The organism is Labrenzia sp. ATLA3, from assembly GCF_057180185.1.
In genome coordinates this window covers 195,215-221,358 of record NZ_JBXUKV010000004.1, presented here as the reverse complement: position 1 = coordinate 221,358, position 26,144 = coordinate 195,215, and the positions used below count along the sequence as shown (strand labels likewise).

Annotated in this window: 22 protein-coding genes; 16 read left to right on the top strand and 6 right to left on the bottom strand. The window is 60.6% G+C overall.

The genetic code is table 11. The features are described from left to right. The first annotated feature begins 205 nt into the window (after positions 1 to 205). From AC2A6O_RS12455 to AC2A6O_RS12445, 3 genes are all read left to right on the top strand, one after another. The gene (locus tag AC2A6O_RS12455; RefSeq protein ID WP_498927393.1) at positions 206 to 1,354 is read left to right on the top strand and encodes an EF-hand domain-containing protein; all 1,149 of its coding nucleotides are present in this window, start codon (positions 206 to 208) and stop codon (positions 1,352 to 1,354) included. 186 nt (positions 1,355 to 1,540) lie between these two features. Continuing rightward, positions 1,541 to 2,539: a hypothetical protein gene (locus AC2A6O_RS12450; protein ID WP_498927391.1), complete on the top strand. Its 999-nt coding sequence runs from the start codon at positions 1,541 to 1,543 to the stop codon at positions 2,537 to 2,539. Between the two features lie 194 nt (positions 2,540 to 2,733). Continuing rightward, complete coding sequence (locus AC2A6O_RS12445; RefSeq protein ID WP_148586403.1) at positions 2,734 to 3,201, top strand: GFA family protein; 468 nt, start codon at positions 2,734 to 2,736, stop codon at positions 3,199 to 3,201. Positions 3,202 to 3,236: 35 nt separating this feature from the next. On the opposite strand, the gene AC2A6O_RS12440 is transcribed toward AC2A6O_RS12445, so the two are convergent. Further along, on the bottom strand, positions 3,237 to 3,521 hold the full coding sequence (locus tag AC2A6O_RS12440; protein ID WP_498927389.1) for a hypothetical protein: 285 nt from the start codon (positions 3,519 to 3,521) through the stop codon (positions 3,237 to 3,239). Between the two features lie 119 nt (positions 3,522 to 3,640). Between AC2A6O_RS12440 and AC2A6O_RS12435 the strand changes: the two genes are divergently transcribed. From AC2A6O_RS12435 to AC2A6O_RS12405, 7 genes are all read left to right on the top strand, one after another. Further along, positions 3,641 to 4,630 carry a FecCD family ABC transporter permease gene (locus tag AC2A6O_RS12435; RefSeq protein ID WP_498927387.1) on the top strand — a complete coding sequence of 330 codons (990 nt, stop codon included), beginning with the start codon at positions 3,641 to 3,643 and terminating at the stop codon, positions 4,628 to 4,630. Then, positions 4,627 to 5,649: a FecCD family ABC transporter permease gene (locus tag AC2A6O_RS12430; protein WP_498927385.1), complete on the top strand. Its 1,023-nt coding sequence runs from the start codon at positions 4,627 to 4,629 to the stop codon at positions 5,647 to 5,649. The genes AC2A6O_RS12435 and AC2A6O_RS12430 overlap by 4 nt, the downstream gene beginning before the upstream one ends. Beyond that, positions 5,642 to 6,451, top strand: a complete 810-nt coding sequence (locus AC2A6O_RS12425; RefSeq protein ID WP_148586407.1) for an ABC transporter ATP-binding protein — start codon at positions 5,642 to 5,644, stop codon at positions 6,449 to 6,451. The genes AC2A6O_RS12430 and AC2A6O_RS12425 overlap by 8 nt, the downstream gene beginning before the upstream one ends. A 73-nt stretch (positions 6,452 to 6,524) precedes the next feature. Continuing rightward, positions 6,525 to 8,021, top strand: a complete 1,497-nt coding sequence (gene xrtT, locus AC2A6O_RS12420; RefSeq protein WP_498927383.1) for an exosortase T — start codon at positions 6,525 to 6,527, stop codon at positions 8,019 to 8,021. After that, on the top strand, positions 8,018 to 10,324 hold the full coding sequence (locus AC2A6O_RS12415) for a VIT and vWA domain-containing protein (RefSeq protein ID WP_498927381.1): 2,307 nt from the start codon (positions 8,018 to 8,020) through the stop codon (positions 10,322 to 10,324). Before xrtT ends, AC2A6O_RS12415 begins: the two co-directional genes overlap by 4 nt. A 66-nt stretch (positions 10,325 to 10,390) precedes the next feature. Continuing rightward, positions 10,391 to 11,113: a response regulator gene (locus AC2A6O_RS12410; RefSeq protein ID WP_498927379.1), complete on the top strand. Its 723-nt coding sequence runs from the start codon at positions 10,391 to 10,393 to the stop codon at positions 11,111 to 11,113. After that, positions 11,110 to 12,741, top strand: a complete 1,632-nt coding sequence (locus tag AC2A6O_RS12405; RefSeq protein WP_498927377.1) for a sensor histidine kinase — start codon at positions 11,110 to 11,112, stop codon at positions 12,739 to 12,741. The genes AC2A6O_RS12410 and AC2A6O_RS12405 overlap by 4 nt, the downstream gene beginning before the upstream one ends. Here AC2A6O_RS12405 and AC2A6O_RS12400 read toward each other — a convergent pair. Next, entirely contained in the window at positions 12,719 to 13,615 is an 897-nt protein-coding gene (locus tag AC2A6O_RS12400) for a LysR family transcriptional regulator (protein WP_498927375.1), read from the bottom strand. The two genes, AC2A6O_RS12405 and AC2A6O_RS12400, sit on opposite strands and share 23 nt — an antisense overlap. Positions 13,616 to 13,789: 174 nt before the next feature. Here AC2A6O_RS12400 and AC2A6O_RS12395 point away from each other — a divergent pair, with 174 nt between their 5' ends. After that, complete coding sequence (locus AC2A6O_RS12395) at positions 13,790 to 14,410, top strand: glutathione S-transferase family protein (protein ID WP_498927373.1); 621 nt, start codon at positions 13,790 to 13,792, stop codon at positions 14,408 to 14,410. Between the two features lie 76 nt (positions 14,411 to 14,486). After that, positions 14,487 to 16,139 (top strand): pyridoxamine 5'-phosphate oxidase family protein, encoded by a 1,653-nt coding sequence (locus tag AC2A6O_RS12390; protein WP_498927371.1) that lies wholly within the window; start codon positions 14,487 to 14,489, stop codon positions 16,137 to 16,139. A gap of 14 nt (positions 16,140 to 16,153) precedes the next feature. Here AC2A6O_RS12390 and AC2A6O_RS12385 read toward each other — a convergent pair whose 3' ends face one another. Further along, positions 16,154 to 16,534, bottom strand: a complete 381-nt coding sequence (locus AC2A6O_RS12385) for a VOC family protein (protein WP_148586415.1) — start codon at positions 16,532 to 16,534, stop codon at positions 16,154 to 16,156. A 704-nt stretch (positions 16,535 to 17,238) separates the two neighbouring features. On the opposite strand from AC2A6O_RS12385, the gene AC2A6O_RS12380 reads away from it, so the two are divergent. Both AC2A6O_RS12380 and AC2A6O_RS12375 read left to right on the top strand, forming a co-directional pair. After that, complete coding sequence (locus tag AC2A6O_RS12380) at positions 17,239 to 18,369, top strand: type III PLP-dependent enzyme (RefSeq protein ID WP_148586416.1); 1,131 nt, start codon at positions 17,239 to 17,241, stop codon at positions 18,367 to 18,369. Positions 18,370 to 18,379: 10 nt separating this feature from the next. Further along, positions 18,380 to 18,931: a GNAT family N-acetyltransferase gene (locus AC2A6O_RS12375; RefSeq protein WP_148586417.1), complete on the top strand. Its 552-nt coding sequence runs from the start codon at positions 18,380 to 18,382 to the stop codon at positions 18,929 to 18,931. Positions 18,932 to 19,011: 80 nt separating this feature from the next. Here AC2A6O_RS12375 and AC2A6O_RS12370 read toward each other — a convergent pair whose 3' ends face one another. Then, positions 19,012 to 19,665, bottom strand: coding sequence for a hypothetical protein (locus tag AC2A6O_RS12370; RefSeq protein ID WP_498927368.1), 654 nt, complete (start codon positions 19,663 to 19,665; stop codon positions 19,012 to 19,014). 103 nt (positions 19,666 to 19,768) lie between these two features. On the opposite strand from AC2A6O_RS12370, the gene AC2A6O_RS12365 reads away from it, so the two are divergent. Together AC2A6O_RS12365 and AC2A6O_RS12360 are read left to right on the top strand one after the other, a co-directional pair. Further along, complete coding sequence (locus AC2A6O_RS12365) at positions 19,769 to 21,154, top strand: homospermidine synthase (RefSeq protein ID WP_148587314.1); 1,386 nt, start codon at positions 19,769 to 19,771, stop codon at positions 21,152 to 21,154. A 480-nt stretch (positions 21,155 to 21,634) separates the two neighbouring features. Continuing rightward, positions 21,635 to 22,198 (top strand): cytochrome b, encoded by a 564-nt coding sequence (locus tag AC2A6O_RS12360; protein WP_148586419.1) that lies wholly within the window; start codon positions 21,635 to 21,637, stop codon positions 22,196 to 22,198. A 49-nt stretch (positions 22,199 to 22,247) separates the two neighbouring features. Here the strand turns inward: AC2A6O_RS12360 and AC2A6O_RS12355 are convergent, their stop codons facing one another. Next, the gene (locus tag AC2A6O_RS12355; protein ID WP_498927366.1) at positions 22,248 to 24,101 is read right to left on the bottom strand and encodes an adenylate/guanylate cyclase domain-containing protein; all 1,854 of its coding nucleotides are present in this window, start codon (positions 24,099 to 24,101) and stop codon (positions 22,248 to 22,250) included. A gap of 89 nt (positions 24,102 to 24,190) precedes the next feature. Continuing rightward, positions 24,191 to 26,005, bottom strand: a complete 1,815-nt coding sequence (locus AC2A6O_RS12350; RefSeq protein WP_498927364.1) for an adenylate/guanylate cyclase domain-containing protein — start codon at positions 26,003 to 26,005, stop codon at positions 24,191 to 24,193. Positions 26,006 to 26,144: the final 139 nt, after the last annotated feature.

Here is a 26,144-nt window from a genome sequence, read left to right as displayed (position 1 = left end):
TGTGCAAACCGGCCGGGCGCTGTGATCCTTCTGTTTCTACGGTAAAAATAGTCTCCGCAACGCGCTTGTGCGACCGGAACTTGTAACAAAGTGTGTCGCAGTGCCTGTCCGGGACAGATGGCGACACTTCCGGCCCATTCGCACGGTATTCCTGCGACAATTGATGCCTACCTTCAGCTCATCAACGTACCAAGGAGTTGTTGGAATGAAACCGTTCAAGAAGATTGCAATTGCCGCCCTGGCCGCGAGCGTCGCGGGAACCGCGCTGACGGCCGGCCTGTCCGCTTCCGCCCAGAACGCGACTGCAAACCAGGACGGGGGGCAACAAATTCGGCAGAACGACGGGCCGCGCGTCGCCCTTATGGATGGGCGCGGTGGTCCCGGACACGGCTTCGGTCGGGGTCATGGTATGCGCGGCGGTCAGCAGCGCGCCGAGCGTCTGTTCGAACGTTTCGACGTCAATGAAGACGGTGTCATTACCAAGGTGGAAATCGAGGAAATCCGGACGCAGGAATTCGCATCCGCCGATACAGACGGTAATGGCGAAATCAGCCTGGAGGAATTCAAGGCCGAATTTCTCAACCGGTCCAACGACCGCATGGTCAGGGCGTTCCAGTTCATGGACCGTGACGGCGATGGCTCGGTGACCCAGGAAGAAACGGATATTCTGGCCAACCGCATGTTCAACATGCTGGACCGTGACGGCAACGGCACGGTGGAACGTGTCCGTGGCCCGCGTGGGCCTGCTGCCGACGATGACGACCGCGGTCCGCGCGGCGAAAGAGCAGAGCGCGGTGAGCCGGGGAAGCGCGGTGAACGTGCCGAGTGGGGTGGCCGTGGCGAACAGGGCAGGCGCGGTGGCCCGCAAATGGGGCCAAGAGGGCACCATATGGGACGCGGCGGCCATGGCGGCCGGGGAGCCATGTTCCTGGGCATGTTCGACACCGATGCCGACGGCAAGGTGAGCCGTGAGGAATTCGATACCAGGCGCGCTGCGTTGTTCGCACTGGCCGATACGGATCAAAGCGGTTCCTTCACCCTTCAGGACTTCGGTCCGCTGTGGCTCGCGATCAACGAGAACCGTGTCGTCGACATGTTCCAGCGTGCCGATGCCGATGGCAGCCTTGGAATCACCGCCGAGGAACAGAAGCAGCATCAGGACCGCATGCTGGAGCGCGCTGACCGCAACAACGACGGCGTGATCACCAAGGCCGACTTCCGAGGTGGCCGAAAGGGCGGCCATGGCAAGGGCAGAGGCATGGGACGAGGTGACGGCTGGAAGGATGGCCGGGGACATGGTGAAGGCCGGGGTCAGGGTCAAGGTCAGGGTTGGGGTCAAAACCGCCGGGGCTGATCCTTTACTGAAGTCATTTGGTTCTCCGGCTCTTTAACCCGGCCGGAGCAGTTGACCGCCAGCGGCCCACCTCGCAGGCGGCAACAGAGAAGGGAGCCGTCCCTCACGGCTCCCTTTTTCGTTCTGGGTTAGAAGAACTTCAAGAAATGTCGGTAATAGTCGTTCCGGTTTTTCAAAGGGAACATCATGGCCAAACCGACATTGAACGATTTCGTGACTGCCCGAATTGCAACGGGACATCTCAGCGAAGACGATGTCATCAACGTGCGCCGCTACGTTTATGGCGACATGGCAGTGTCTCTGGAAGAGGGCGAGGCCCTGTTCCGGCTGAACAACGCCAACATCACCTATCATGACACCTGGTTTGAGCTCTTTCCCGAAGCGATCCTCGATATTCTGGTGCATCAGGCAAAGCCTGAAGGCTACGTCTCCGAAGACAAGGCCACCTGGCTGATCGACCAGATCCTGGCCGATGGCCACATCTGCGGCAAAACCGAACTGGACGCGGTGTTGCATGTGCTGGAGAAAGCCCGCGACGTGCCGGAGAAACTGGAGCAGTTTGCCCTGAGGGCTGTAGCGGACAGTGTCATATCCGGCGAGGGCCCGACGCGCTCGGGAACGCACCTGAAGCCGGGCGTCATCGCCGATGCCGAGGTGGAGCTGCTTCGCCGTGTGCTTTACGCGAGCGCCGGCAGCCGGGGTGTTGCCATTTCCAAGGCCGAAGCCGAAGTCCTGTTCGATCTGAACGATGCCACGGTGGAAGCGGAAAACGCCCCTGCCTGGTCGGAGCTCTTTGCCAAGGCGGTGGCAAATTTCGTAATGGCCATGTCCGGCTTCACGCCACCACCCCGCAAGATTGCGCTTGAACGGGAAAACTGGCTGGAGCAACCGGGCGGATTTGACGGTGGCCTCGGTGGGTTTTTCAAGAAGATGTTCAGCGGCGGTATCGGTGGCATCCGGGATGCCTATGAGGACAAGCCGGACCCATTTGCTGCCCGTGGAAACGATATGCTTGCGGAGATTGCCACCAATGAGGTGGTGACGGAAGACGAAGCGGCCTGGCTAGTGGACCGCATCGGCCGTGACGGCGTATTGCATGAAAACGAGAAGGCTCTCCTGCGGTTCATCCGGGAGGAAAGCCCGAACATTCATGCATCCCTCCGACCGCTTCTGGAAAAGGTCTGACAGGAGAGCTGGCCGAAATCAGATAACCTCCACATTTTGCCCCGGCCTTGAGCCGGGGCTTGCCTTTTCTGTTCCATGAGGCGTGCGGGCGAGGCCCGGGCAGCGGGTTGAAAGGCTCTTGAAAACGAGCCCGTTGCCGTACAGGTTGCGGTGGCTGCCGGCCAGGCGGCCGACCGAACAAGATGGAGCGGGAGATGACACAACAGACTTTTTCACTCAAGGGAACATGCCGTTGCGGTCATACGAGCTTTGAAGTCTCGGCGCCGCCGCTGATCACCTGTGCCTGCCATTGCAGAGGCTGCCAGCAGATGAGTTCCAGCGCCTATTCCCTGACCGCGGTCATGCCGGCACCGTCCTTCAAGGTGACAGAGGGAACACCGGTGAAGGGCGGATTGCAGGGACCAGAGGCGGATCATTATTTCTGCCCGGACTGCAAGACCTGGATGTTCACGCGCATTCCGGGCTACGACGAGATCGTCAATGTCCGCTCGATCCTGCTAGACGACCTTCGCTGGACCGAACCTTTCATGGAAACCATGACGGCCAACAGGTTGCCCTGGGTCGAAACGCCCGCAAGGCACCGCTACGAAGGCTTTCCGCCACCGGAAGACTTCATGAAGCTGATGGGCGAATTCGCCGCCCACCAGCAGGCTGCCGAATAAAGGTCGAATGCCCGGTCACACGCCGGCGGCGTGCCTCAATCGAGAGCGTAAATGCCGGCAATGTCCTGAAGCATCAGCTTTGCAGCCAGGATGCCGCCGGCCGTGTTCCAGATCGCATCGCTGACCCGGTGAACCTTGCCGGCATCGACAGCGGAAAGGGACTGCCACAACGGGTCGGCAAGCACATGTTCTTCAAGAGACGTGCCTTTGCCATCGCCATTGTCATAGGTGAAATAGAAGATCCGGTTGCCATGGCTGTCTGTGACATCGCGGGCAAGAGCTGGGCTTGCCGCGAGCAGCGCGAACCGGGGGCAGGACACACTGCAGGCGCGATCAGGTCTTTATTAGACTTCCTCGAAAAGTTGAATAATTGCCTCCAGAATTAAATCCGTGTATGGACGGGCCGAAGTTTTGTCAATCGGAGGAGAGAGGAGCGCGCATGAAGCGGACGGCAATTGCCTTGTTTCTGGCGCTGTGCGCGGCTGTCATCTTCAGCCTGCATGCCGGTCTGACGTTTTATACGCCTCACACGGTCTTCGCCGCGCTTATGGGGGGCGAGGGCGCTGATGCGCTGATCGTGACCACCTTGCGTCTACCAAGGACGGCAATCGGTGTGGTTTGCGGGGCTTCGCTCGGCCTTTCCGGCCTTTTGATGCAATCGGTTACCCGCAATCCGCTGGCCGAACCCGGCCTGCTTGGCGTCAATGCGGGCGCAGCGCTGTTCGTGATCCTGGGGGTGACGGTTTTCGGCGTGGCGAACCTGGCCGGTATCGGCATTGCGGCGGTGCTGGGGGCACTTGCAGCAACAGCGCTGGTGTTTTCGATTTCCGCGTCCACCGGCGGGGCGGGCAATCCGGCAACCACACTGCTGGCCGGCTTTACTGTCGCTGCTTTGCTGGCATCCTTCACGCAGACCTTGCTCCTGATCGATGAAACCGCGCTTGAAACGCTTTTGTTCTGGCTGTCAGGCAGTTTTTCCGACCGACCAATCGGTCTGTTGCAACTTGGGTTGCCGCTGCTTCTTGTCGGGGCGGTGGGTAGTTTTCTTCTGGCAACGCCGCTTGACGTTCTGCGTCTGGATGATGCCAGCGCCCGCTCGGTCGGTGTCAACGTCGGCTTGGTCAGGCTTGTCGCGCTCGGGCTTGCGGCTCTGCTGGCGGCAGGTGCGGTGGCCATGGCCGGGCCGGTGCTGTTTCTGGGGCTGGTTGCCCCGCAGCTGGCACGCCGCCTGACCGATGGCGCTCTGCCATCGACGCGGCAATTGATCGTGCTCTCGCTTCTGACCGGAGCGCTGATTGCAGTTCTTGCCGATATTCTGGCCCGTATCATCGTTGCGCCGGGTGAAGCGCCGATGAGTGCCGTTCTTGCGCTTGTGGGTGTGCCGATGCTGATACATCTGCTGCACAGGCGGAAAGGGCTTGCGGCGTGACGGCAGGCGTCTTTCCCCTGGTTCGGCTGCTGCCGGTCATGTTGCTTGTGTTTGCGCTGACGCTGGCGGCAACTGGCATTGGCTCCAGCTTCATGCCGCCCGAACGCGTCGTGGCAGCCCTTGCCGGGCAGGGCAGCCGCATGGACGAGGTGATCGTCTGGACCCTTCGCTTGCCCCGCGTTGCCCTTGCCATACTGGCGGGAGCCGCGCTTGCCCTTGCCGGGGCCTTGCTGCAGAGGGTCGTTCGCAATCCGATGGCCTCGCCGTCGGTTCTGGGCATCACGGACGGTGCGGCGGTCGGTGTGGTGCTGTTCCTGTGGCTGTTTTCCGACCAGGCGAACAATCTGACCGTTTCCATCCATTGGCAGCCTCTGGCTGCCATTGCCGGGGCGGCCGTTTTTGGGGCCCTGGTGATTGCGCTTGCTTCTCTTGATCAGGGCAGCAGCAAGCCGTTGAAGATCATCCTGTACGGGATTGCCCTGGCCGCACTCGCCAAGGCAGCGGTCACGCTGTTGATTATTCTGGGGCCAGTCTACAGAGCAAGTCAGGCCCTGACCTGGTTGACGGGGTCCGTCGGTGCGGCCCATTGGCAGGATGTTCTGGCGGTGGGCCTCGGACTTCTGGCAGTCGTTCCCGTTTTGCTGCTGCAGCGTCTCACCATTCGGCAGCTCGTGCTGGATCCGCAGAGCGCTGCCGTAACCGGACTGTCGCTGGATAGGGCTCAGGTGTGCCTTCTGGCGATTGCGGTTTTCCTGACGGCGATCGCGACAGCCCATGTCGGAGCCATCGGATTCGTTGGTCTGGTCGCACCGCATGTGGCGCGGATATTTCACGGTCAGTTCCGGTCCGGATATCTGGTCTCCGTGGCTCTGACCGGGAGTTTCCTGGTGCTGGCAGCCGACACGCTGGCCCGGATCATTGCGCCGCCGCTGGAACTGCCCGCGGGCGCCTTGACCGCGCTCGTCGGTGCGCCGCTGTTTCTCTATCTGCTTGTAAAAGGACGGCAATCCCATGCCTGACATTCTGGCCAGTCTCGACCGTGTCAGTGCCGCTTATGATGGTGCTCCCGCGCTGAACGAGGTCAGTCTCGATCTGCCCGACGGCAGGATCATTGCCTTTTGCGGGCCGAACGGCAGTGGCAAGTCGACTGCCCTAAAAGTGATGCGCGGACTGCACCGGCTGGATGACGGCAGGGTGGAAATTGCGGGCAGGGCGCTTGGCGACTGGACACAGAAGGATCTGGCGCGCCAGGTCGCCATGTTGTCGCAATCGCCGGACGCTCCGTCCGATCTTTCGGTTGAGGATCTGGTCCTGATGGGGCGGTTCGCCCATCGCAGCCGGTTCGGTGGACCGTCGGCGGACGACAGGGCAGCCTGCGACCGGGCGCTGGGCATCACCGAAATGGCAGAGCTGAAAGACCGTGCGCTGGCGCAACTCTCCGGCGGGCAGCTGCAACGGGCCTGGGTCGCCATGACGCTGGCGCAGGACGCTCCGCGCATCTTTCTGGATGAGCCGACCAACCACCTGGACATTGCCCATGCGTTTGAACTGCTGGATCTCGTCAAGCGCCTGAGCCGTTCCGAGAACCGCAGTTTCGTCATCGTCCTGCACGATCTCAACATGGCCATGCGCTATGCCGATCATGTCGTTCTGTTCGAGCGGGGACGGATTGCAGCTAACGGGCCGACGACGGAGGTTCTGACGCAGGAGATCATCTCTTCCGTCTTCGGCATCGACTGCCGGATCTTGCCCCTGGACGGTCTGGAACGACCGGTCATTGTTTCCTGGGGCAAAGCCTCCAACACGGGCGTTTCCGCGTAGGGCCCGGCAAAATGCGCAAAATCTGCACATAGGCTGACTAGGGCCTGCAAGCGGGCTTGGCACAACAGGTGCCATGACCCGTCTGGCAAACACTTCCCCAACGTCTCTGGCCTTTCTCCTGGCCTCGCTGATCCTTGCTTATGAGCCATTGCGCTGGCTGATCGGCACCTGGACCGATCCGTCTTATCCGTCGACCGGCGCGCTCTATCTGGCCGCGCTGGCGGCTTTGGCGTTCTGGTCTCTGACGAGCCCGGTCCGGCAGAATTCGATTGGCCACAGGCAGATGGCGGTTCTGCTTCTGCTGGTTTCCGCGCTGATCCGGCTGGCGAGCCAAGTTCTGGCGATCAACGTGATCGGCGGACTGGCGCTGGCAATTGATGTCTTTGCGCTGGCGACCCTGTTTCGGACAGGCGAGAGACAGCGGGCCCTCTCGCCGTTCTGGCTGTCGGTCCTGTTTCTGTTCACCTTGCCGGTCGAGCGCATTTTCCAAAGGCTGCTTGGCTATCCGCTTCAGGAACTGTCGGCAAAGCTCTCCTGCGGCGGCCTTGGCCTTTTCTTTTCAGACCTCTCCTGTTCCGGCATTCGGATCGGCCTTGCCGGCAAGGACGTTCTGGTGGACCTGCCCTGTTCGGGTACATCAGGCCTGATGCTGGCCATGGCGTTTCTGGTCATCCTGAATGCGCTTTATCGGCCGAACCTGCTGACGGCGACGCTCTGGGCCTTCATTGCGCTGGGGCTGAGCCTCATCGGCAATTCCCTGCGCATTGCGTTGCTCGCGGTTGGTATAGCCTATCCGGGACAGGTCTTTGGTGCCGATGTCATGGCGCAGCCGCTGCACGACATCATCGGTTATCTGACGCTCGCCCTGTCGATGGCACCTGTGCTGGTCTTCTACAAGCCGCGGTCCACCGAGCTGAGGGGAACCCGGGCTTTCTTCAACTTGCCGGTTCTGTCGCGGCCCATGCGGAACATGTCCGCACTGGTGTTCCTGAGCCTTGCCTTTTTCATCGTCAGCCTGCCAAGGCAGGCCCTTGATGTGTCGTCTTCCACCCGGCCCCAGCCGCTGCCGTCGACGCTGGCAGGCGAGGTCGGGATAGACGAAGCCCTGCTGCCCATTGAGGAGCGGTACTTCCAGCAATATGGCGGCCACGCGCAGAAGCGGCGCTATGGCCCGATGGCGCTGACGCTGGTGCATACGTCCTCGCCGCTGCGTCACCTTCATGCCCCGGACGATTGCCTGCGCGGACTCGGCTTTGACGTGACCTTTCTCGGCTCCCGGTTTGAACCGGTTCCGACAGCGCTCTACCGCGCCCGTTCGGAAACCGGAGGCGACTGGCGGGTTGCCGTCACCTTTGTCTCCAGCGCCGGCCAGTCGACCCACAACATCGCCGAAGCGATCTGGCTGTGGCTGAAGCGGCCCGGCACCACCTGGACCAGCATTCAGCGGATCACGCCCTGGTCGCTGGACGAACCGCAGCGCGCCACCTTCGAGGCAGCCGCCGGGGCCGCTCTCGATCTCAACACCCGTACTTCCCGCATTGCCCCCGACCGAAAGGAGAAACGCATATGATGTTCCTAACCAAATACGTGTCTGTCAGCTCTCTGGCAGCCTCACTGGCCGCTGTTTTCAGCACGCTTTCGGTGCTGCCCGCTGCTGCTGAGCCTGATCTCGATGATCTGTCCGGAACCGTGGTCGCCACTTCAGGCGGCAAGGAGATCCATCTGCCCCTGCTGAAGGCCGACTACAGGGTCGAGGTTGACGGCGATGTCGCCCACGTTGAGCTGACGCAGACGTTCCTGAATCCGACCAAGCTGCCGCTGAATGCGACCTACCTGTTTCCGCTGAACCAGAAGGCGGCCATCCACGCCATGCGAATGGATCTCGACGGTGAGACCATCGTGGCCCGGATCAAGAAGAAGGAGGAGGCCAAGGCAACCTTCGAGAAGGCGAAACGGGAGGGTAAGGCCGCTGCCCTGTTGACCCAGCACCGGCCGAACATGTTCACCCAGGATATTGCCCATCTCATGCCCGGCCGTCCGGTGAAGGTGACGCTGGAATACGCCCAGACCGTTCCCAAGATCGACGGCGCCTATGAACTGGTGATGCCAATGGTGGTTGGGCCTCGTTACGAGGGCCTGGGGGCGCAAGTCCCCGTGCAGGCATTACAGGGAAAAGACGGCAAGTCTGCTCCGGAGGATGATGGTCCCGGATATGGAGACCCTCAAATTGCGGGGGACGGGTCTGTCTCCGCAAAACAGGCCTCGTTCAAGCACAGCGAGACGGTCTCCGGCTGGCAGATCGACAAGCTTCCGGCCTATCCCAAGGTCATCGGGCAGAACGCTCCGAAGGAAATCGACCCCATGCGCGTGTCGCTGGAGCTTGCTCTGAAGGCACCGATGCCTGTCTCGAGGCTGTCGAGCGATACCCATGCGCTGGAGGTTTCCAGCCAGGGGGACATGCAGACAGTCCGATTCAAGTCCGGCAGGGCCATCGACAACCGGGATTTCGTGCTGCGTTATGAGCTTGCCGCACAAAGCGATGTCGCCGCTGGCGCCTCGTCTCGGTACGAAGCGGACGGTGGAGGCTATTTCTCGCTCCTGATCGAGCCGCCGAAACTTCCGGCTGAAGACATGATCGGCCAGCGTGAGCTTGTCTTCGTGCTGGATACGTCCGGATCCATGACCGGGCAGCCGATGGAAGCCAGCAAGACCTTCATGAGCGCAGCGATCAAGGCTTTGCGCCCGGACGACTATTTCCGCATCCTTCGCTTTTCCAGCAACACATCCCAATTTGCCGGAGATGCAGTGCTGGCAACCGAACGGAACAAGCGGCAGGCTCTCAAGTTCGTGTCCTCTCTGGAGGCTGGCGGTGGAACGGAGATCGACCGGGCCGTCAACACGGCCTTCGATCAGGCGCAGCCGGACAACACCACCCGCATCGTTGTCTTCCTGACCGACGGCTATATCGGCGATGAGGCGACTGTGATCTCAAGTGTCGCGAAGCGTATCGGCAAGGCACGCATCTATGCCTTCGGCGTCGGCAACTCCGTCAACCGGTTCCTGCTGGATGCGATGGCGACCGAGGGCCGGGGGTATGCCCGTTATGTCGCTTTGGGAGAAGACGCCGGTGATGCTGCCGAAAGTCTTGCCGCAAACCTGAAGACACCGCTTCTGACAGATATTTCCATCGACTGGAACGGGCTCAAGGTCGAGGGCCAGAGCCCGGCCCGGATCCCCGATCTGTTCGAAGGCGGATCGGTGCGCGTGATGGGGCGTTACACTGCCGGTGGAAGGCACACGATCTTCATCAATGGCCTCGTCAATGGGCATGCCGCCAGATTGCCGCTTGAAATCGACCTGAAGCCTTCTGTCGACGGCGACGCGGTTTCCAGTCGAGCCTTGCCGCTGATCTGGGCGCGCGAGCAGATCTTCGACAAGGAACGCGCCTACACCATCGGCGGCAGCACCGACACGCAACTGAAGCAGGAAATCGTGGATCTTGGACTGACCTATTCGCTCCAGACCCGGTTCACGTCCTTTGTGGCCGTGTCCGAAAAGGTGGTGAATGGCGCACCCGCCACAGCGTCTCACAAGAACGTGCCCTTGCCGCAAGTTGCAGGCGTTTCCACCAATGCCTATCCCTCCCTCAACCTGTCCGGCAGTTCGGCGCCGGAGCCCGAAGGCATTTTTGGCCTGATGCTGGTCCTTCTGGCTGTGGCTGCCCGGTTCCGGCTTCAACTGGCGAATAGCTTCCGCAGATTGCGGGACAAGGTACAGCTTTCCCGGTTCCGCGGTCAGGCAGAGCTGCGCGATGAGCAGGACCTTGCCTTGCCCCGTACTTTGCGCCGGGATGGCTGGTGGCTGGAAACCTGATCCGCGCTTCGCTATTGGTAACGCTTCCGCAGGTGACTGCGGGAGCTGTTTTTCAGGAAGAGACAATTGCCAGGTCAAACCATTCTTGTAGTTGATGACGACCCGCACATTCGGGACGTCATCTGTTTCGCGCTTCAAAAGGCGTCTTACGTTTTTGAAGTTGCCGTTGACGGCAAGGAAGCGCTCGACAAGGCGCTTCTGTGCAATCCGTCCCTGATCGTACTGGATATCGGCCTGCCGGAGATGGACGGGCTGGACGTCTGCCGGCATTTGCGCCGGACGACCGAGGTGCCGATCCTGTTTCTGTCGGCCCGGGACGATGAGATCGACAAGATCGTCGGGCTGGAACTGGGCGCGGACGATTATGTCACCAAGCCTTTCAGCCCGCGCGAGCTGATTGCACGGGTCGGCGCGATCCTGAAACGCTATGGCGCCCCCGCTGTTGCCGAAACGGTTGAGGATCTGCCGGCGCTTCGCTTCGGAGCGGTTGAGCTCGACCGGTCGCAGCGCCATGTGAGTGTCGGCGAAACGCCGGTGACGCTGACGGCCATCGAGTTCGATATCCTCGCCACCCTGCTGGCCCGGCCCAAGATCGTGTTTACCCGCGAGCAGATCCTGCAGAGCGCCTACCGAGACAATATCCACGTTTCGGACAGAACCATCGACAGCCACATCCGCAACATCCGCGCCAAGCTCGGCGCTGCCGGCTGCGGCGATGCCATCGAGACCGTTCATGGTGTCGGCTTCCGGCTCGGGCCCTGCCGGGTGGAGACAGGAACCAGCGGATGATCCTGTCCCGCACTTTCCGTGACAAATGGCGGCCGCCGCTCTCCCTTGTGGTGGCGGGAGTTCTCAGCATCATGCTGCTGGTGCCGCTTGCCGGGATCGCCTTTTTCCGCGTCTATGAAAATCAGCTTATCGAGACCACGGAAGCGGAGCTGATTGGCCAGTCCGCCGCAATTGCAGCGGCAACGGCACAGCGTCTTGAAGAGGTCGGGAAGGACGGCCTGCCGCTTGGGCCCGAAGTCGCCAAGGCGGCTGAGGTTCCGGGCAGCCGCAGCATCTATTTGCGCCAGCCGGGCGGAAGCTGGGCGCCGCAACTTCCGGAACTGGATCTGACGCGCACAAAGGTTCTGCCCGGGAGAGGTGCGCCACGCCCAGCTGCCGAACCACCGCATCCGGCTTATCTGTGGGCCGGACAAGCGGTGGAACGCATCCTGCAGGACACCCAGAAAAAAACTCTGGCCGGGTTCCGGGTGCTTGATTTCAATGGGGTGATCATTGCCGGGCGTGAGGATCTCGGCCTGTCGCTCGCGCATGTGGAGGAGGTCAAAAAGGCGCTCACCGGGCGCTATGCCAGTGCCCTGCGCGAACGCATCGTCGATAATCCGCAGCCGATCTACTCCATCAGCCGGGGAACCAGCGTTCGCGTTTTTGTCGCGATGCCGATTATCGTGAACGACAGGATCGCAGGCGTCGTTTACGCTTCCCGGACACCCAGCAATATCCTCAAGGAAATGTTCCTGAAACGGGAGGCCATCTTCTGGATGGTGGTCTTCGTGCTGGCCGCGACCTTCGTTGTCGGCTTCATTTTTGCCCGCGCGATTACCGGGCCGATCAGGGCGCTCACCCGCCGCTCGCTCGCCATCGGTAATGGCGAACGGGAGGCGTTGAAGCCGCTGGCCATTCACGGCAACCGCGAGATCCATGCGCTGTCGGAAAGCATGCTCGGCATGTCCCGCAAGCTGTTCGAGCGCAACGATTATATTTCCACCTTCGCCAATCATGTGACCCATGAACTGAAGACGCCGCTGACCGCTATACAGGGCGCGGCGGAATTGCTGCAGGATGCGGGCGGGGATCTCAGCCCTGCGGAACGTGAGAAATTTCTCGGCAACATCCTGCGCGACACGGAGCGGGCGTCGAAGCTGCTGAACCGGCTTCGCGATCTTGCGCGGGCCGACAGTGTCGAGATTGGCGGGAGTTGCCGGCTCAGCGACGTCCTTGCCGCGCTCAAAGGCCGTTTCGAGGGGCTGGAAATCGACCTGACCAGAGAGGCCGACCTGCCGATGTCGTCGGAAAATGCCCGGATCGTGTTTGACAACCTGATCGACAATTCCCGTCGGCACGGCGCCACGAGGGTCGCGATGCGTCCCGAGCAATCCGGGAAAGGCCTCACGGTTCAGGTAAATGACAATGGTGAGGGCATTTCCGAGGGAAATCAGGGCCAGATCTTTGATCTGTTTTTTACCACCCGGCGGGAGAGCGGCGGCACCGGCATGGGGCTTGGCATCGTGCAGGCGCTTCTGAAGGCCCATGGGGCATCGATCAGCCTGCTTCCGGGTGACGATGGCGCCAGCTTCGAACTGTTCTTTCCTGTGAGGCCGTCGCCGGTCAGTCCGGCCAGCGGGAGCTGAATTCAGCCGCCAGATGCTCGATCAGCGCGCGCACGCGTCGGGTCAGATGCCTGTTGGGTGGATAGAGCGCGTAAAGGCCAAAGGTGGCTGTCTCAAAATCGGGAAGCACGCGCTCCAGTCGTCCGGCTTCCAGGGCGTCCTCTATGGCGTAAAGCGGCGCGATGGTGATGCCGAGACCGCCCATTGCCATACGGGCCAGAGCACCCGGCGAGTTCGAGCGCACGGCGCTGTTCAGCCGCACGACATGCTCTTTGCCGCCGGAATGGAACCGCCAGATGTTGAGGTCCGTCTGGTTGTTGTCGACAAGGCAGACATGGGTCGACAAGGCACTTGGGTCCTGCGGTCTGCCGTGACGCTGGAGATAATCCGGCGAGGCGCACAGAACCAGCGGCATGCCGGCAAGTTTTCGGGCGATCAGGGTGGAGTCCCGCAGGGCGCCGATGCGGATCGCCAGGTCGAGACCTTCTTCCACCAAGGCAAGCCGGTGGTCTGACAGGCGCATGTCGACTTCGACATCGGGATGCTCGCGCAGGAAGGGCACCAGGGCCTCGCTCAGCCGTGTGCTGCCGAAGCCTGTCGGGGCAGTCAGTCTGATCTGGCCTGCCAGAGCCCCCTGTCGCTCGCGCACGAGCGAATCCAGATCGTCGAGTTGCTCCAGGATCGGTCGGCAATGCTCCAGATAGGCGGTGCCGACATCGGTCAGGGAAACGCTGCGCGTGGTTCTGTTGAAGAGCTGTGTCTTCAACTGGCTTTCGAGGTGCTGGACATATTTGCTGACAAGCTTGGTCGACAGGCCGAGCCGTCGCCCGGCGGCAGTGAAGGAGTGCTCCTGCGCAACCGCAACAAAAGCCCGCATGGTTTCGATCTTGTCCATCACTCTTGTCCTCGGTGGAGCCGGTGCGTCAGGTTATTATCCCTGAATTGTACATAATCATTGAATGAATTCGAAGATTATTTCCAATCAGGGCGAGTGACATATTGCGGGCAGCGGACCGAACCAAGAGGCTTCGGCCGCGGAAAGATCCTTAAAGGCAAGAGGAAGCTGGCGATGTCCAACGCAATCAAGATCCACCGTTTTCCGCTCTCCGGTCACTGCCACCGGGTGGAACTCTTTTCCAGCCTCACCGGCATCAACTACGAGCTGGTCGAGGTCGACCTGGTCAACGGTGAGCACAAACGCGACCCGTTCCTGAAGCTCAATCCGGTCGGCCTCGTTCCGGTCATTGAAGATGGTACGACCGTTCTCGCGGACTCCAACGCGATCCTCGTCTACTTGGCTCGCAAATATGCGCCGGACTGGCTGCCGACAGATCCGTATCTGGAAGCGGAAGTGCATCGCTTCCTGGCCTTTGCCGCCGGTGAACTTGCCAGCGGCCCGGGCGCGGCACGTTTGATTGCCGTCTTCGGAGCGCCGCTCGATCCGGAACGCGCGAAGTCTGTTGCCAAGGTGGCTTTTGATAATCTGGAAGCCCATCTCGATGGTCGCGAATGGCTCGTTGGAGACCGTCCGACGATCGCCGACATCGCCATCTACAGCTACACGGCCCATGCACCGGAAGGCAACGTCTCGCTGGAACCCTATCCGCGCATTCGCGGACTGTTGAAGCGCATCGAGGCCTTGCCGGGTTTTGTGGCCATGCCGTCGAGCAAGGCAGGCCTTGCCGCCTGACGTTTTCCCGCATTGCGGGTCCTTGCTAGCAAGGGCCTGCATCTGACGATCCTGGATGCACCGAGAGGATTTAACGATGGCCGAGATCGATGACACCGCCAACAGGCCGGTCTTCCCTTCTCCGTTTCATGACGGCGAGCGCCGTGTGCAGGAACGCCTTGGCGAGCGGGATGTCGAACTCTGGGCGCGCGGTGCTATCCGCGAGGCCATGCCCGATCAGCACCGGGCCTTTTTTGAGGCGCAGATGTTCATGGTCGCATCGGCAAGAGATGCCGATGGCCGCCCCTGGGCGACAGTCCTGGAAGGTTGGCCGGGGTTCGTGCGCTCGCCCGACGCGCGCTCGTTGACGGTGTCTGCGCTGCCGGTCGAGGGCGACGCGCTGGAAGGCGCCTTTTCCGAAGGAGCCGATGTGGGGTTTATCGGCATCGAACTTACGACCCGGCGGCGTAACAGGGTGAACGGAAAAGTCTCGCGTGCGGGGACAGAAGGGTTCGGGTTCTCGGTTGGCCAGTCCTTTGGCAACTGCCCGCAATATATCCGGGCGCGAGATGTCCGCTGGAGTACGGAGCAAACCACGGCCCAGGTCGTTCGCAGCGCCGTCCTGAGCCCCTCGCAACAGCAATGGGTCAGGTCGGCCGATACGTTCTTCATCGCAACCGGATACCGGGGCGAGGGGGACGATCCGGCGTATGGCATGGACGTCAGCCATCGCGGCGGCGAGCGTGGTTTCGTCGAGGTGCTTGACGATCGTACCCTGCGGTTTCCGGATTACGCGGGCAACCAGTTCTACAACACACTGGGCAACATCCTTGGCGATCCGCGCACCGGTCTGCTGTTTCTGGATTTCAGCACCGGCAGCTTGCTGCAGATGACGGGCCGGGCGACGATAATCTGGGACAAGGCGGAAGCGGCAAAGGTTCCGGGCGCACGTCAACTGGTCTCGTTCGAAATCGAGAGCATTGTCGAGTTGACGTCCGCGCTTCATCTGCGCTGGCAGAAAGACGCTGACGCGATCCGTTCCTTGCGGCTGGCGTCCAGGCACAGGGAAAGCGCCGATGTGACATCACTCGTGTTCGAGGCGCGCGACGGAGGGGCGTTGGCGCCGTTTCGGGCGGGGCAACATTTGCCACTGGAGCTTCATTTGCCAGCTGGTCTCGGCAAGGTACAACGGAGCTATTCACTCTCCGGCGATCCGTCTGACGGTCGCTACCGGATATCCGTGAAGCGCGAGCCGCAAGGGCTGGTCTCGCGCATCCTGCACGATGTCTTTCAGGTTGGCGGTTTTCTGGATGCTGGAAGGCCCTCCGGTGATTTTGCCCTGCCTGACACGAAAAGCCCGCTAGTGCTGGTGAGCGCAGGTATCGGGATCACGCCCGTGTTGAGCATGTTGCATCAGCTGGTGGGTGAGGAGGAGGACAGGCCGGTGTGGTTCGTGCATAGCGCTCGCGATGGTGATCATCATGCCTTCCGCGAGGAAGTGCGGGCGCTGGTCAAGGGCAAGGCGAACATTCAGATCGTCACCCACTATACCCGGCCGCTGCCGTCGGACAGTCCCGGGCATGATTTCGATCACGCTGGCCGGATATCGGCAGCCAGTCTGGTGGCGCTTTCAGGCAGCGCGGATACGCAATACCTCCTTTGTGGACCCGCGGCCTTTCTGGCGGAGCTGGAGGAGGGGCTGGAGCGCGCGGGTGTCCCGCAGGAGCAAATCCGTTTCGAGTCGTTTTAGGGGCGGCTGAAACCTCAGTTCTCTGGGGCGAAGTCGACATGGATATGGTTGCCGTCAGGGTCCCAGACATTGATGGCAACCGTTCCCGTGCCGGGCTGAACAGAACGGCGGTAATGTTCGCCGCGTTCGGTCAACCTGGCTTCGAACGCTTCAAGGCCTGAAGCGGTGAACGCGAAATGTTCCAGTTTCAGCTTGGTCTCGGATCCGGTGGCTACCGGCCCTTCTATGCCGACCAGATGAATGGCCGCTGCTTCTCCGGCGTAAAGCCAGGCTCCAGGAAAAGCGAAGTCCGGGCGCGGGCCAGGTTTCATCCCCAGAACGTCGCCATACCAGGCAATCAGCTCGTCGAGCCGCGTGGTACGCAGATTGACGTGGTCGAGCTTCCCGATCTTCATGCAAGTGCCTTTCCCGACAGGCTGGGTGGATCTGGTGGGTGATGGACAGTTTGTCTGACTTTTCGTGCTTCACGTGTCAATGCGGCGGGGTGGTTGTACGGATGAGCAAAACACGATGAAACGTCAGCCGGAACTGTCACATTTTTTGCGAAATAGTTAAAGCAGGGCAAGGCTTTCGGACGAAAAGTGGCCTGACGGCTTTCTCGTGAAAAAAATTGGCTGCAACCCAAAATTTCCTATTGCATCGAGGGGCGAACGCGCGCATATACGCCTTGCCCAAATTCGCACGTGCCCGTGGTCGTTCATGGGGTGTCGTTCCAGACATCTCTTAAGGGGCTGCTGCCAGACAATCCGCCAAGGGGCGGGGCAGCTGAGATCCGGACGGCTTAAAGCAACGACGTAAGAGGGCTTTTTTGGTCTCTGCCGGGGTTTCCAACCTCCGGGGTCACTAAAGAGGCACTTGTTACATCATTGCCCGACGTGCGGTTCGGTTTTCCCGATCCAATCAACGGCATTTCCCGACGCGGGACGGCTTTGTACTGTTTTGTCAGTCGCATTGCCCAACCGTCGCTGCAGTCAACCCGGCCTCCGGTTCCATCCCGGGGGAGGCCCGGTGCGCTTTGCAGCACCCTGCGACGTGAACGCAGCGCGCACGCCAAGAAGAAGCGCGCCTGCGGCTGAGATTGAGAAAGAGGGGCACCCTCATGAGCGACCGTATCCGCGATTTCCTCCGCCGACGTGACGAAGATGGGCCGTGCGTTGTTGTCGACCTCGACATCGTGCGCGACAATTTCGAAGCATTTGCCAAGTCCTTGCCGGACACTTCCGTTTACTACGCGGTGAAAGCCAACCCGGCACCTGAAATCCTGTCGCTCCTGGAAAGCCTTGGTTCCTCCTTCGATTGCGCCTCCGTCGGCGAAATCGAAATGGTGCTGGCAACCGGTGCATCCGCAGACCGCATTTCCTACGGCAACACCATCAAGAAGGAGAAGGACATTGCGCGTGCCTATCAGTATGGCGTCCGCCTCTTCGCCGTCGACTGCGTCGAAGAAGTCGAAAAAATCAGCCGCGTTGCCCCTGGCTCCAAAGTCTTCTGCCGCGTCCTGTGCGACGGCGTCGGCGCAGAATGGCCGCTCTCCCGCAAGTTCGGCTGCGACCCCGAAATGGCGCCCGACGTCCTCGAGCATGCGCACCGGCTCGGCCTTGTCGCCCACGGAGTTTCGTTCCACGTCGGCTCCCAGCAAGCGAACCTCACCGCATGGGATCTCGCTCTCGCCATGGCAGCAGGCGTTTTCCAGGAAATGGCGCTCCGCGGCATCGAACTGAAAATGGTCAACATGGGTGGGGGCTTCCCGACCCGTTACGTGAAAGACGTCCCGGGCGTTTCGACCTACGGCGAAGCGATCTTCCAGGCGCTGTGCAAGCATTTCGGCAACCGTCTGCCGTCCACCATCATTGAGCCGGGCCGCGGCATGGTGGGTAACGCCGGCATGATCGAAGCGGAAGTCGTTCTGATTTCGCGCAAATCCGCGAGCGATGACGTGCGCTGGGTCTATCTCGATATCGGCAAGTTCCACGGCCTTGCCGAAACCATGGACGAGGCAATCCGTTATCCGATCCGCACCCCGCGCGATGGTGACGCCACTGCACCTTGCGTGCTGGCTGGCCCGACCTGCGACAGCGTCGACGTTCTATACGAAAAGACGCCGTATGAACTGCCGGTGAGCCTGTCCATTGGCGACAAGGTGCTGATCGAGGCTTGTGGTGCGTACACCACGACCTATTCCACGGTCGGTTTCAACGGCTTCGCGCCGCTGGCGTCCTTCGTCATCTGAGGCAAGTGCCATGATTGATATTGTGGACGAGGCGCCGGATCACACCGGCGCCCGCGAGGGTCTGCTTGACCTTTGCTTCGGTGAGGACCGCTTCAGGAAAACCTCCGAGCGTCTGCGTGAAGGCCGGCTTCCGGTCTTCGCATTTTCCGCGATCGACGAATCTGGCAAGCTCGTGGGAACGGTAAGGCTCTGGTCTGTGGCGGACCGCAACGGCTCGCAAAGCCTGTTGCTTGGACCCCTTGCCGTCGATCCGGGCTGCCGGGGACTGAAGGTCGGGGACCGCCTCATGCGGCACGCCCTCAACCAGACAGCCATGCTTGGCCATGGATCCGTGATCCTGGTCGGCGACCAGCCGTATTACACGCGCTTCGGATTTGCAGCCGGCCTTCTCGACAAGGTCGCGCTGCCAGGCCCGGTGGACTATCACCGGTTTCTCGGACTGGAGTTCGCTCCGGGGCATATAGCCGGGCTGGAAGGCGTTCTGTCAGCGGCCGGCGTGCTGGACCCGATGGCGGCGCCAACGGCGCGGGACGAGGTTTTCCCGGCGTCGCAAGCAGTCTGAACGTCAGGACATTGAAGAGGACGGCGGCGATCTTTTTCGCCGCCGTCTCTTGTTTTTTCAAGCCGGGGCCTGTCTTTTGCCTAGAAGGTCCGGAGAAGTTCGTTTGTCTTTCCTTGATTAAGCTTTTTCGGGAAGACTTGAATTTCCTGCAGAAACCAGCCACACGTTACAATGGCGCAATAAGTGCGCTTTTCTGTATGAAGGATACCCCAATGGGCCGGACCCTCCGGACACGGTGAGGGCGGCATATCGGATAGGATTGGAGTTACGCATATGACCGACGACACCAACGACGGTGCGCCGAAGAAACCGGCGGCAAAGGCCGCTGCAAAGCCGGCCACGCGGCGCAAGACCACACCGCGCACCGCTGCGTCCAAACCTGCGGCCCGGAAGCCTGCAAGCTCCAAATCGACATCTGCAAATTCGACGTCTGGCAAAGCTGCGTCTGCCACAGCCTCATCTGGGAAAGCCGCACCCGCTAAAACCGCCTCGGCCAAACCGGCCGCAGCCAAAGCTGCAGCCCGGAGGACTTCGACGGGAAAGGCGGCTGCCACCAAGGCTCCCCAAAAAGAGCCGGCCAAGACTTCCGGTCCTTCAAAGACTGCTCCAGCCAAATCCGCGGCGAAGAAACCAGCCGCATCGGTCGCCAAAGCAGCACTTGCCAAGGCAAGCGAAGCGAAAGCTCCTGCAAGGCGAGCGGTGAAACCTGCTTCCGGTAAGTCTGGTTCCGCCAAAGCAGCTCCGGTGAAGTCCACAACTTCGAAAGCCCCGGCCTCCAAGGCCGCAACCGTTGCCGGCAAGGGCGCTGTTCACGGCACCATCACCGGCCCTCTCGTGATGATCGGGCTCGGTTCCATCGGCAAGGGAACGCTGCCGCTGATCGAGCGTCATTTCAACTTCGACAAAAACCGGTTCACCGTGATCGACCCGGTCGATGCCGATGCCAAGCTTGTCACGGACCGGGGCTACAGGTTCGAGAAGGTGTCGCTGACACCTGAAAACTACAAGGACGTTCTCACGCCTCTGCTCACCGAGGGCGAGGGGCAGGGCTTTGTGGTCAACCTGTCTGTCGATACCTCATCGCTGGACCTGATGAAGCTCTGCCGCAAGTTGGGCGTGCTTTACATCGACACGGTGGTCGAGCCCTGGCCAGGATTCTACTTCGACGACACCGCCACGGCAGCCGACCGGACCAACTACGCGCTGCGTGAAACCGTACGCCGGGAAAAGAAGAAGAACCCCGGTGGTACCACGGCGGTCTCCTGTTGCGGGGCCAACCCGGGCATGGTGTCCTGGTTCGTGAAGAAGGCTCTGGTCGATATTGCGACCGATACCGGCGTCAAATTCAAGGAGCCGACCAGTCAGAAAGGCTGGGCGAAGCTGATGAAGAAGGTGGGTGTCAAAGGCATTCACATTGCCGAACGCGATACCCAGCGGGCCAAGGAACCGAAGCCTTCCGGTGAATTCTGGAACACCTGGTCAGTGGAAGGTTTCCTGTCCGAAGGCTTCCAGCCTGCCGAACTTGGCTGGGGCACGCATGAAACCTGGAAGCCCGCAAACGCCAAGAAGCACAAGAAGGGCTGCAAGGCCGCGATCTATCTCGAACAGCCGGGCGCCAACACCCGTGTCCGGACATGGTGCCCGACACCTGGCGCGCAATATGGCTTCCTGGTCACGCACAATGAGGCGATTTCGATCGCAGACTATTTCTCTGTGCGGGACGGCAAGAAGACAAGCTATCGCCCGACCTGCCACTATGCCTATCATCCGGCAAACGTTGCGGTACTCTCCCTGCACGAATTGTTCGGCTCTGCGGGCAAGGTTCAGGAGACGCTGCACGTTCTCGACGAGAGTGAACTGCAGGATGGCATCGATGAACTCGGCGTTCTGCTCTACGGCCACAAGAAAAACGCCTACTGGTACGGCTCGCAGTTGTCCGTAGAGGAAACACGGGAACTGGCGCCGTATCAGAACGCAACGGGTCTTCAGGTGACCTCGGCTGTTCTGGCTGGCATGGTCTGGGCGCTGGAAAACCCGGAGGCCGGGATCGTCGAGACGGACGAGATGGACTACAAGCGCTGCCTTGAAATCCAGTCGCCCTATCTTGGTCCTGTAAAGGGCTATTACACGGACTGGACACCGCTAGAAGGGCGGCCCGGCTTCTACAAGGAAGATATCGACACCAAGGATCCCTGGCAGTTCCGGAACGTTTTGGTGCGGTGACGTTAAACGCACTTCCTGATCAATATCAGCCGCCGGGTAGCTCCGGCGGCTTTTTACTGTGTTCCGGGGTTTCGGGACGTTTTCGATTTTCGAGATCTTCTGATCAACGCGACATAGTTGAAGTCGATATTGGGTAAATAGCGTTTCATCGGAAACGCTTGTCACTGACAAAAGGCGCTCTAATCTGTAGATTAACCGTCATATCCGGTGGGTATGCGACCTCTGCAGGTTGTTATTGTGCAGATTTACCGGTTTTGTCGCGCCGGACGTGTTCGGTTTGTTTTTGCTGTGTCTCCCGTCACAGGGGCTTGGACAAGGCCGCAGGTAAGATGTGTCAGTATCTGTGCTTCGGACTGCTTCAAACACTGATGATAACGGTAGCCGTTTAGCGCACCTCCGACCGGGGGTGACCGATCGTGAAAGGACCGGGCACCCCATGACCGACAGCCAGCTGCTGACATCATAAAAAGGACAATAACAGTGCCGACTTCCCCGGAAACGACCTCACAAACTTTCGCGCATCCGCTTGCACCGGAGAGCCGTCATGCCGGAACGACAAGGATCCTGCATTGGATAATTGCTGCTCTGGTTCTGGCGACATGGCCATTGGGCTATGTCATCAAGTTCGTGAAGAGCGACGTGTCCCTGGATTTCTACCTGCTGCACGAAAGCTTCGGCTTTCTGTTGCTCTGGCTGATGCTCGTCCGTGTGGGCAACAAGCTTCTCGCTCACAAGCCGGCAGAGGAGGGGCCAGCGCTGGAACGGATGGCTGCTGCCACCGTGCACGGTCTGCTCTACCTGTTCCTGATCATCATGCCCGTGAGTGGGTTCCTGGCGACCAATGCGCATGGTTTCCCGCTGAGCTGGTTCGGCGTCATTCCCGTCTGGAGCCCGATCGGCAAATCGCCGGACATTGCCGGAACGCTCTCGGCTATTCATTCCTGGAGCGCCTGGGTCCTGCTGGTTTTGTTCGCCCTTCACATTGGGGCGGTGGTGTTCCACCACGTTCTGAGGCGTGACCCGACACTCTACAAGATCCTGTAACGGACCCAACGGTGGAGTGGATTGGTTGACGCCCGACAGATCAGAGATGTCAGCCAATCAGCCGAACGACTTCCAGCGCTTCGACCCTGCCTTTGACCTGGTGCGAGCCAATCGGCTCGCGTTCAAAGGTCCTGTCGAGGCGTCTGGCGATTTCGTCTGAAACGAGGATTACCACGTCGGCAGTCTCATCGATCTCCTTGCCGAGGCTTTCCAGACGAGAGGCGGCATTCACCGTGTCGCCGATCACCGTATAGTTCACCCGCTCAGGCGCGCCGATGTCGCCGACGACCAGCGGTCCCATGTGAAGGCCGATGCGGATGCGCACCGGTGCTTCGCCGCGCGTGATGCGGGCCTGATTGTCTGCCCTTATGGCCTTTGCCATTGCGATGGCGGCACGTGCAGCGGGTTCTGCCGGATTTTCCAGACGCTCCGGAGCGCCCCAGAAGGCCATGACGCTGTCGCCGATGTACTTGTCGATGGTGCCGCCTTCCCGGGTGATTTCCGCACCGAGCAGGGAAAGGTGATGGTTCACGAAGGCAGCGGTTTCGGTTGCCGTCATGCCTTCGGACGCCGAGGTGAACCCGGCAATGTCGGTGAACAACACCGCGACCTCGCGTTCTTCCGGCGGAGCATCGGCCCTGCCTTCGCGCAGAAGTTTCCGGACGAGTGTTTTCGGTACATAGCGACTGAAAGCGGTCAGGCCACCGACCATCGAGTTGAAGCCGTTGGCCAGATCATCCAGTTCGCGGACGAAGCTCCCGGGCAAGTGCTCCGCAGCATCCAGTTCCAGATCGGCAACAGCCCGTGCGCCGAGAGCTGCCCGGCGGATCGGCTGACCGATGCGGTGGGCCAGGAAACCGGCACCGACCAGAGACAGGCCAAGCAGTGCAATGCCGATCAGGATGGCATCGCTCAACTGTTCAAGCGGCTGCTCCAGAATTTCTGCCGGAAAATGGGCGCCAATCGAAATCGGCAGCCCCGTCGGGCCGAGGTCCGGGCTCTGAATGACGACAAATCTCTTGTTGCCAAATACATCATATCCGGCACGCATTTCGTGCCCGGGGCGAATGCCATACGTCGATGCATCGACCGGCTCGGTCGATCGCAAGGTTTTCAGAAAGGAGTCCGGGACGTTCTCCAGATCAATGACAGGATGGGTGGGCGACAGAAGGTTGAAAACTTCCGGCAGCGCCGGATGCGCGATCACGCCGTAAGTCTGCGGATTGATCATGAAGACCTGAACCAGTCCGGTGGAAATGTCGCTTGTGACTTCGGACAAGCGCTCCATGGACATGGCCATGAGAACCAGACCCTCGTATGTGCGGCCTTCAGGGCTTTCGGAGAGGATCGGCTGAACGTGGGCGATGTATGTGTGCTGGCGCTGGGGGTAGAAGGACGGCCCGGACCAGAAGGGTGCGGTCTTTGTGCTCGAAGACGCTACCAGACCTGCGAGCGCGTGGGTTTCATCGGTTTTGGGCACAAATTGCGGCACGAGAATGCCGTCGGCGCGGCCCCGGTCGACCTGGATGAAATTGCCGTTCCTGTCGACAACAATGATAAAGGAAACATGTTCCATGGCCGAAAGCGCGCCGAACATATAGTCGGCGACCTCCTGCGGGCGGCTCATCAGAATGCTGCCGGAGGCCAGGGCATCCACGGTATAGGAACTGGCTTCCTCTACGGCTTCGATCTGGGCGCTAAAAGCCTGGTCGAGGGAGTGCATGCCCGAGTTGATCAGCGATCCACCCAGGTTGCGCACCACCTTTTCAGATGTTGATGCCTGAACGATCAGAACAAGCGCTGCTGTTACGAAGACAAAACCGCCGATAACCGTCGTAAGCGTCGGCGTGATGTGAAGGCGCCTGTTGAGTGGCAAGTGTTTGGCCCGCGGACTGAATTTCAATTCCCTACCCATACCCCGATAACGTCTTGAGGCAAAGTGTGGGTGTGTCGGCCAAACAGGCGACTACGAAGCTCGTGGCCAATGGCAAATCAGCTGCGCAATCGAACAACGTCGACCGCTTCCGATTTGCCCTTGACCATGTGCGCACCGATGACCTCCTGATCAAACGTGCTGTCGAGGCATCTGGCGATTTCCTCTGAAACGAGGATCACCACATCGGCAGTCTCGTCGATCTCCTTGCCGAGACTTTCCAGACGGGAGGCGGCATTCACCGTGTCGCCGATCACCGTGTAGTTCACCCGCTCCGGCGCGCCGATGTCGCCGACGACAAGCGGTCCCATGTGAAGACCGATGCGGATGCGCACCGGTGCTTCGCCGCGCGCGATGCGGGCCTGATTATCCGCCCTAATCGCCCGCGCCATTGCGATGGCGGCGCGAGCAGCAGGCTCTGCCGGATTTTCCAGCCGCTCCGGAGCGCCCCAGAAGGCCATGACGCTGTCGCCGATGTACTTGTCGATGGTGCCGCCTTCCCGGGTAATTTCCGCACCGAGCAGGGAAAGGTGATGGTTTACGAAAGCGGCGGTTTCGGTTGCTGTCATGCCTTCGGACGCCGAGGTAAAACCGGCAATGTCGGTGAACAGCACCGCGACCTCGCGTTCCTCCGGCGGAGCATCGGCCCTGCCTTCGCGCAGAAGCTTCTGGACGAGCGTTTTAGGAACGTAGCGATTGAAGGCTTTCAAACCACCCACCATGGCATTGAAGCCCTTGGACAGATCGTCGAGCTCCCGGATGATGCTTGCGGGCAGCGGTGTTACGGCTTCAAGGTTCAGGTCTGCCACTTCTCTGGCTGCGACCGAAGCGCGTTGCACCGGCCTTGCGATCCGTCTTGCCAGCAAAACGGCGCCGAGCAGGGACAGGGCAAGCAGTGCGCCGCCCACGATAAGCGCCGCCAGCAGTTGTTTGAGCGGCTGGTCCAGGTACTCGGCTGGAAAATGCATGCCGATCCTGACCGGAAGCCCCATCAGGTTTTCATTCTTCTGCTCCAGGATCACGAACCGCTTGGCGCCGTCTGAATCGGTGCCGGAATAGATATCCAGGTCTTCGGAAATGTCGAAGGACGCATTGTCCACTTTGGGCATATCCTCAAAGCCGGCCAGAAAGACATCGGGGAGCTGGCTGACCTTGAGCAGTGGCGTTTCCTTGGTCAGCTTGCCAAAGGACTTGTAAAGGTCGGGATGGGCGACAATTTCGTCTGATCCCTCCTTCATCAGGAACACGGTTATGTCGTCCGTGGAAACATGCCAGGTGATTTCCGACATCCGGTCCAGTGACATGCCGATCATCAGGCTGCCGCGGTAGGTCTTGCCTTCATGGAGCGGGCGCACGAAGACATAGTAGGTGTGTTCCCGGTTCGGCATATAGAACGGCTCGCTCCAGAAAGCGCCCGTCTGTGTCTTTGCGCGTTCCGACAGGGGAACGAGGATCGGGATATCCTTCGCCAGGTTGACGTCGCCGCCAAGCAGCTTGCCGTCCGCATCGCCCCTGTCGACATCAATGCCCTTGCCGTTCTCATCGACCAGCACGAGAAAGGACACCTGGTCCATCGGGGCAAGCGCACCGTAAAGATAGGACAGGACGAGGTCCGGATCGTCGAGCGGCAGCTCCTTGCGCTCATAGGTCAGCCTGGTGAATTCGGCCGTTTCGGTGATGGCGTTCAATTGCTCGACAAACGCGGTTTGAGCCGCATCCATGCCGATGTCCACCAGTTCACCGCCCATTCTCCTGACGACTTGCGATGAGGTGACAGCCTGGATGAACAGGATGGCAGCCGCAGTCATCAGCACGAAGCTGCCGATGACGGTTGCAAGGGTCGGCGTGATGAAGAGTTTCCTGCGTGCTGCCACCGTGACGTCCTGATCGTGAGCTTTTTCGTCGTTAGGCCGGTATCTGTTTCAAATTACGCGCCGCGGAGCAATCAGGGAACCGCATCGAAGGCCATAAACCTGCCCTGAATGCAAAAAGACCCGCAAGGCCGAGGCCGTG

Coding starts and splice junctions, on each gene's coding strand:
- AC2A6O_RS12400 (WP_498927375.1), bottom strand. CDS start 13,615: ATGGACAAGATCGAAACCATGCGGGCTTTTGTTGCGGTTGCGCAGGAG.
- AC2A6O_RS12435 (WP_498927387.1), top strand. CDS start 3,641: ATGAAGCGGACGGCAATTGCCTTGTTTCTGGCGCTGTGCGCGGCTGTC.
- AC2A6O_RS12425 (WP_148586407.1), top strand. CDS start 5,642: ATGCCTGACATTCTGGCCAGTCTCGACCGTGTCAGTGCCGCTTATGAT.
- AC2A6O_RS12390 (WP_498927371.1), top strand. CDS start 14,487: ATGGCCGAGATCGATGACACCGCCAACAGGCCGGTCTTCCCTTCTCCG.
- xrtT (WP_498927383.1), top strand. CDS start 6,525: ATGACCCGTCTGGCAAACACTTCCCCAACGTCTCTGGCCTTTCTCCTG.
- AC2A6O_RS12455 (WP_498927393.1), top strand. CDS start 206: ATGAAACCGTTCAAGAAGATTGCAATTGCCGCCCTGGCCGCGAGCGTC.
- AC2A6O_RS12395 (WP_498927373.1), top strand. CDS start 13,790: ATGTCCAACGCAATCAAGATCCACCGTTTTCCGCTCTCCGGTCACTGC.
- AC2A6O_RS12365 (WP_148587314.1), top strand. CDS start 19,769: ATGATCGGGCTCGGTTCCATCGGCAAGGGAACGCTGCCGCTGATCGAG.
- AC2A6O_RS12385 (WP_148586415.1), bottom strand. CDS start 16,534: ATGAAGATCGGGAAGCTCGACCACGTCAATCTGCGTACCACGCGGCTC.
- AC2A6O_RS12450 (WP_498927391.1), top strand. CDS start 1,541: ATGGCCAAACCGACATTGAACGATTTCGTGACTGCCCGAATTGCAACG.
- AC2A6O_RS12415 (WP_498927381.1), top strand. CDS start 8,018: ATGATGTTCCTAACCAAATACGTGTCTGTCAGCTCTCTGGCAGCCTCA.
- AC2A6O_RS12405 (WP_498927377.1), top strand. CDS start 11,110: ATGATCCTGTCCCGCACTTTCCGTGACAAATGGCGGCCGCCGCTCTCC.
- AC2A6O_RS12380 (WP_148586416.1), top strand. CDS start 17,239: ATGAGCGACCGTATCCGCGATTTCCTCCGCCGACGTGACGAAGATGGG.
- AC2A6O_RS12445 (WP_148586403.1), top strand. CDS start 2,734: ATGACACAACAGACTTTTTCACTCAAGGGAACATGCCGTTGCGGTCAT.
- AC2A6O_RS12375 (WP_148586417.1), top strand. CDS start 18,380: ATGATTGATATTGTGGACGAGGCGCCGGATCACACCGGCGCCCGCGAG.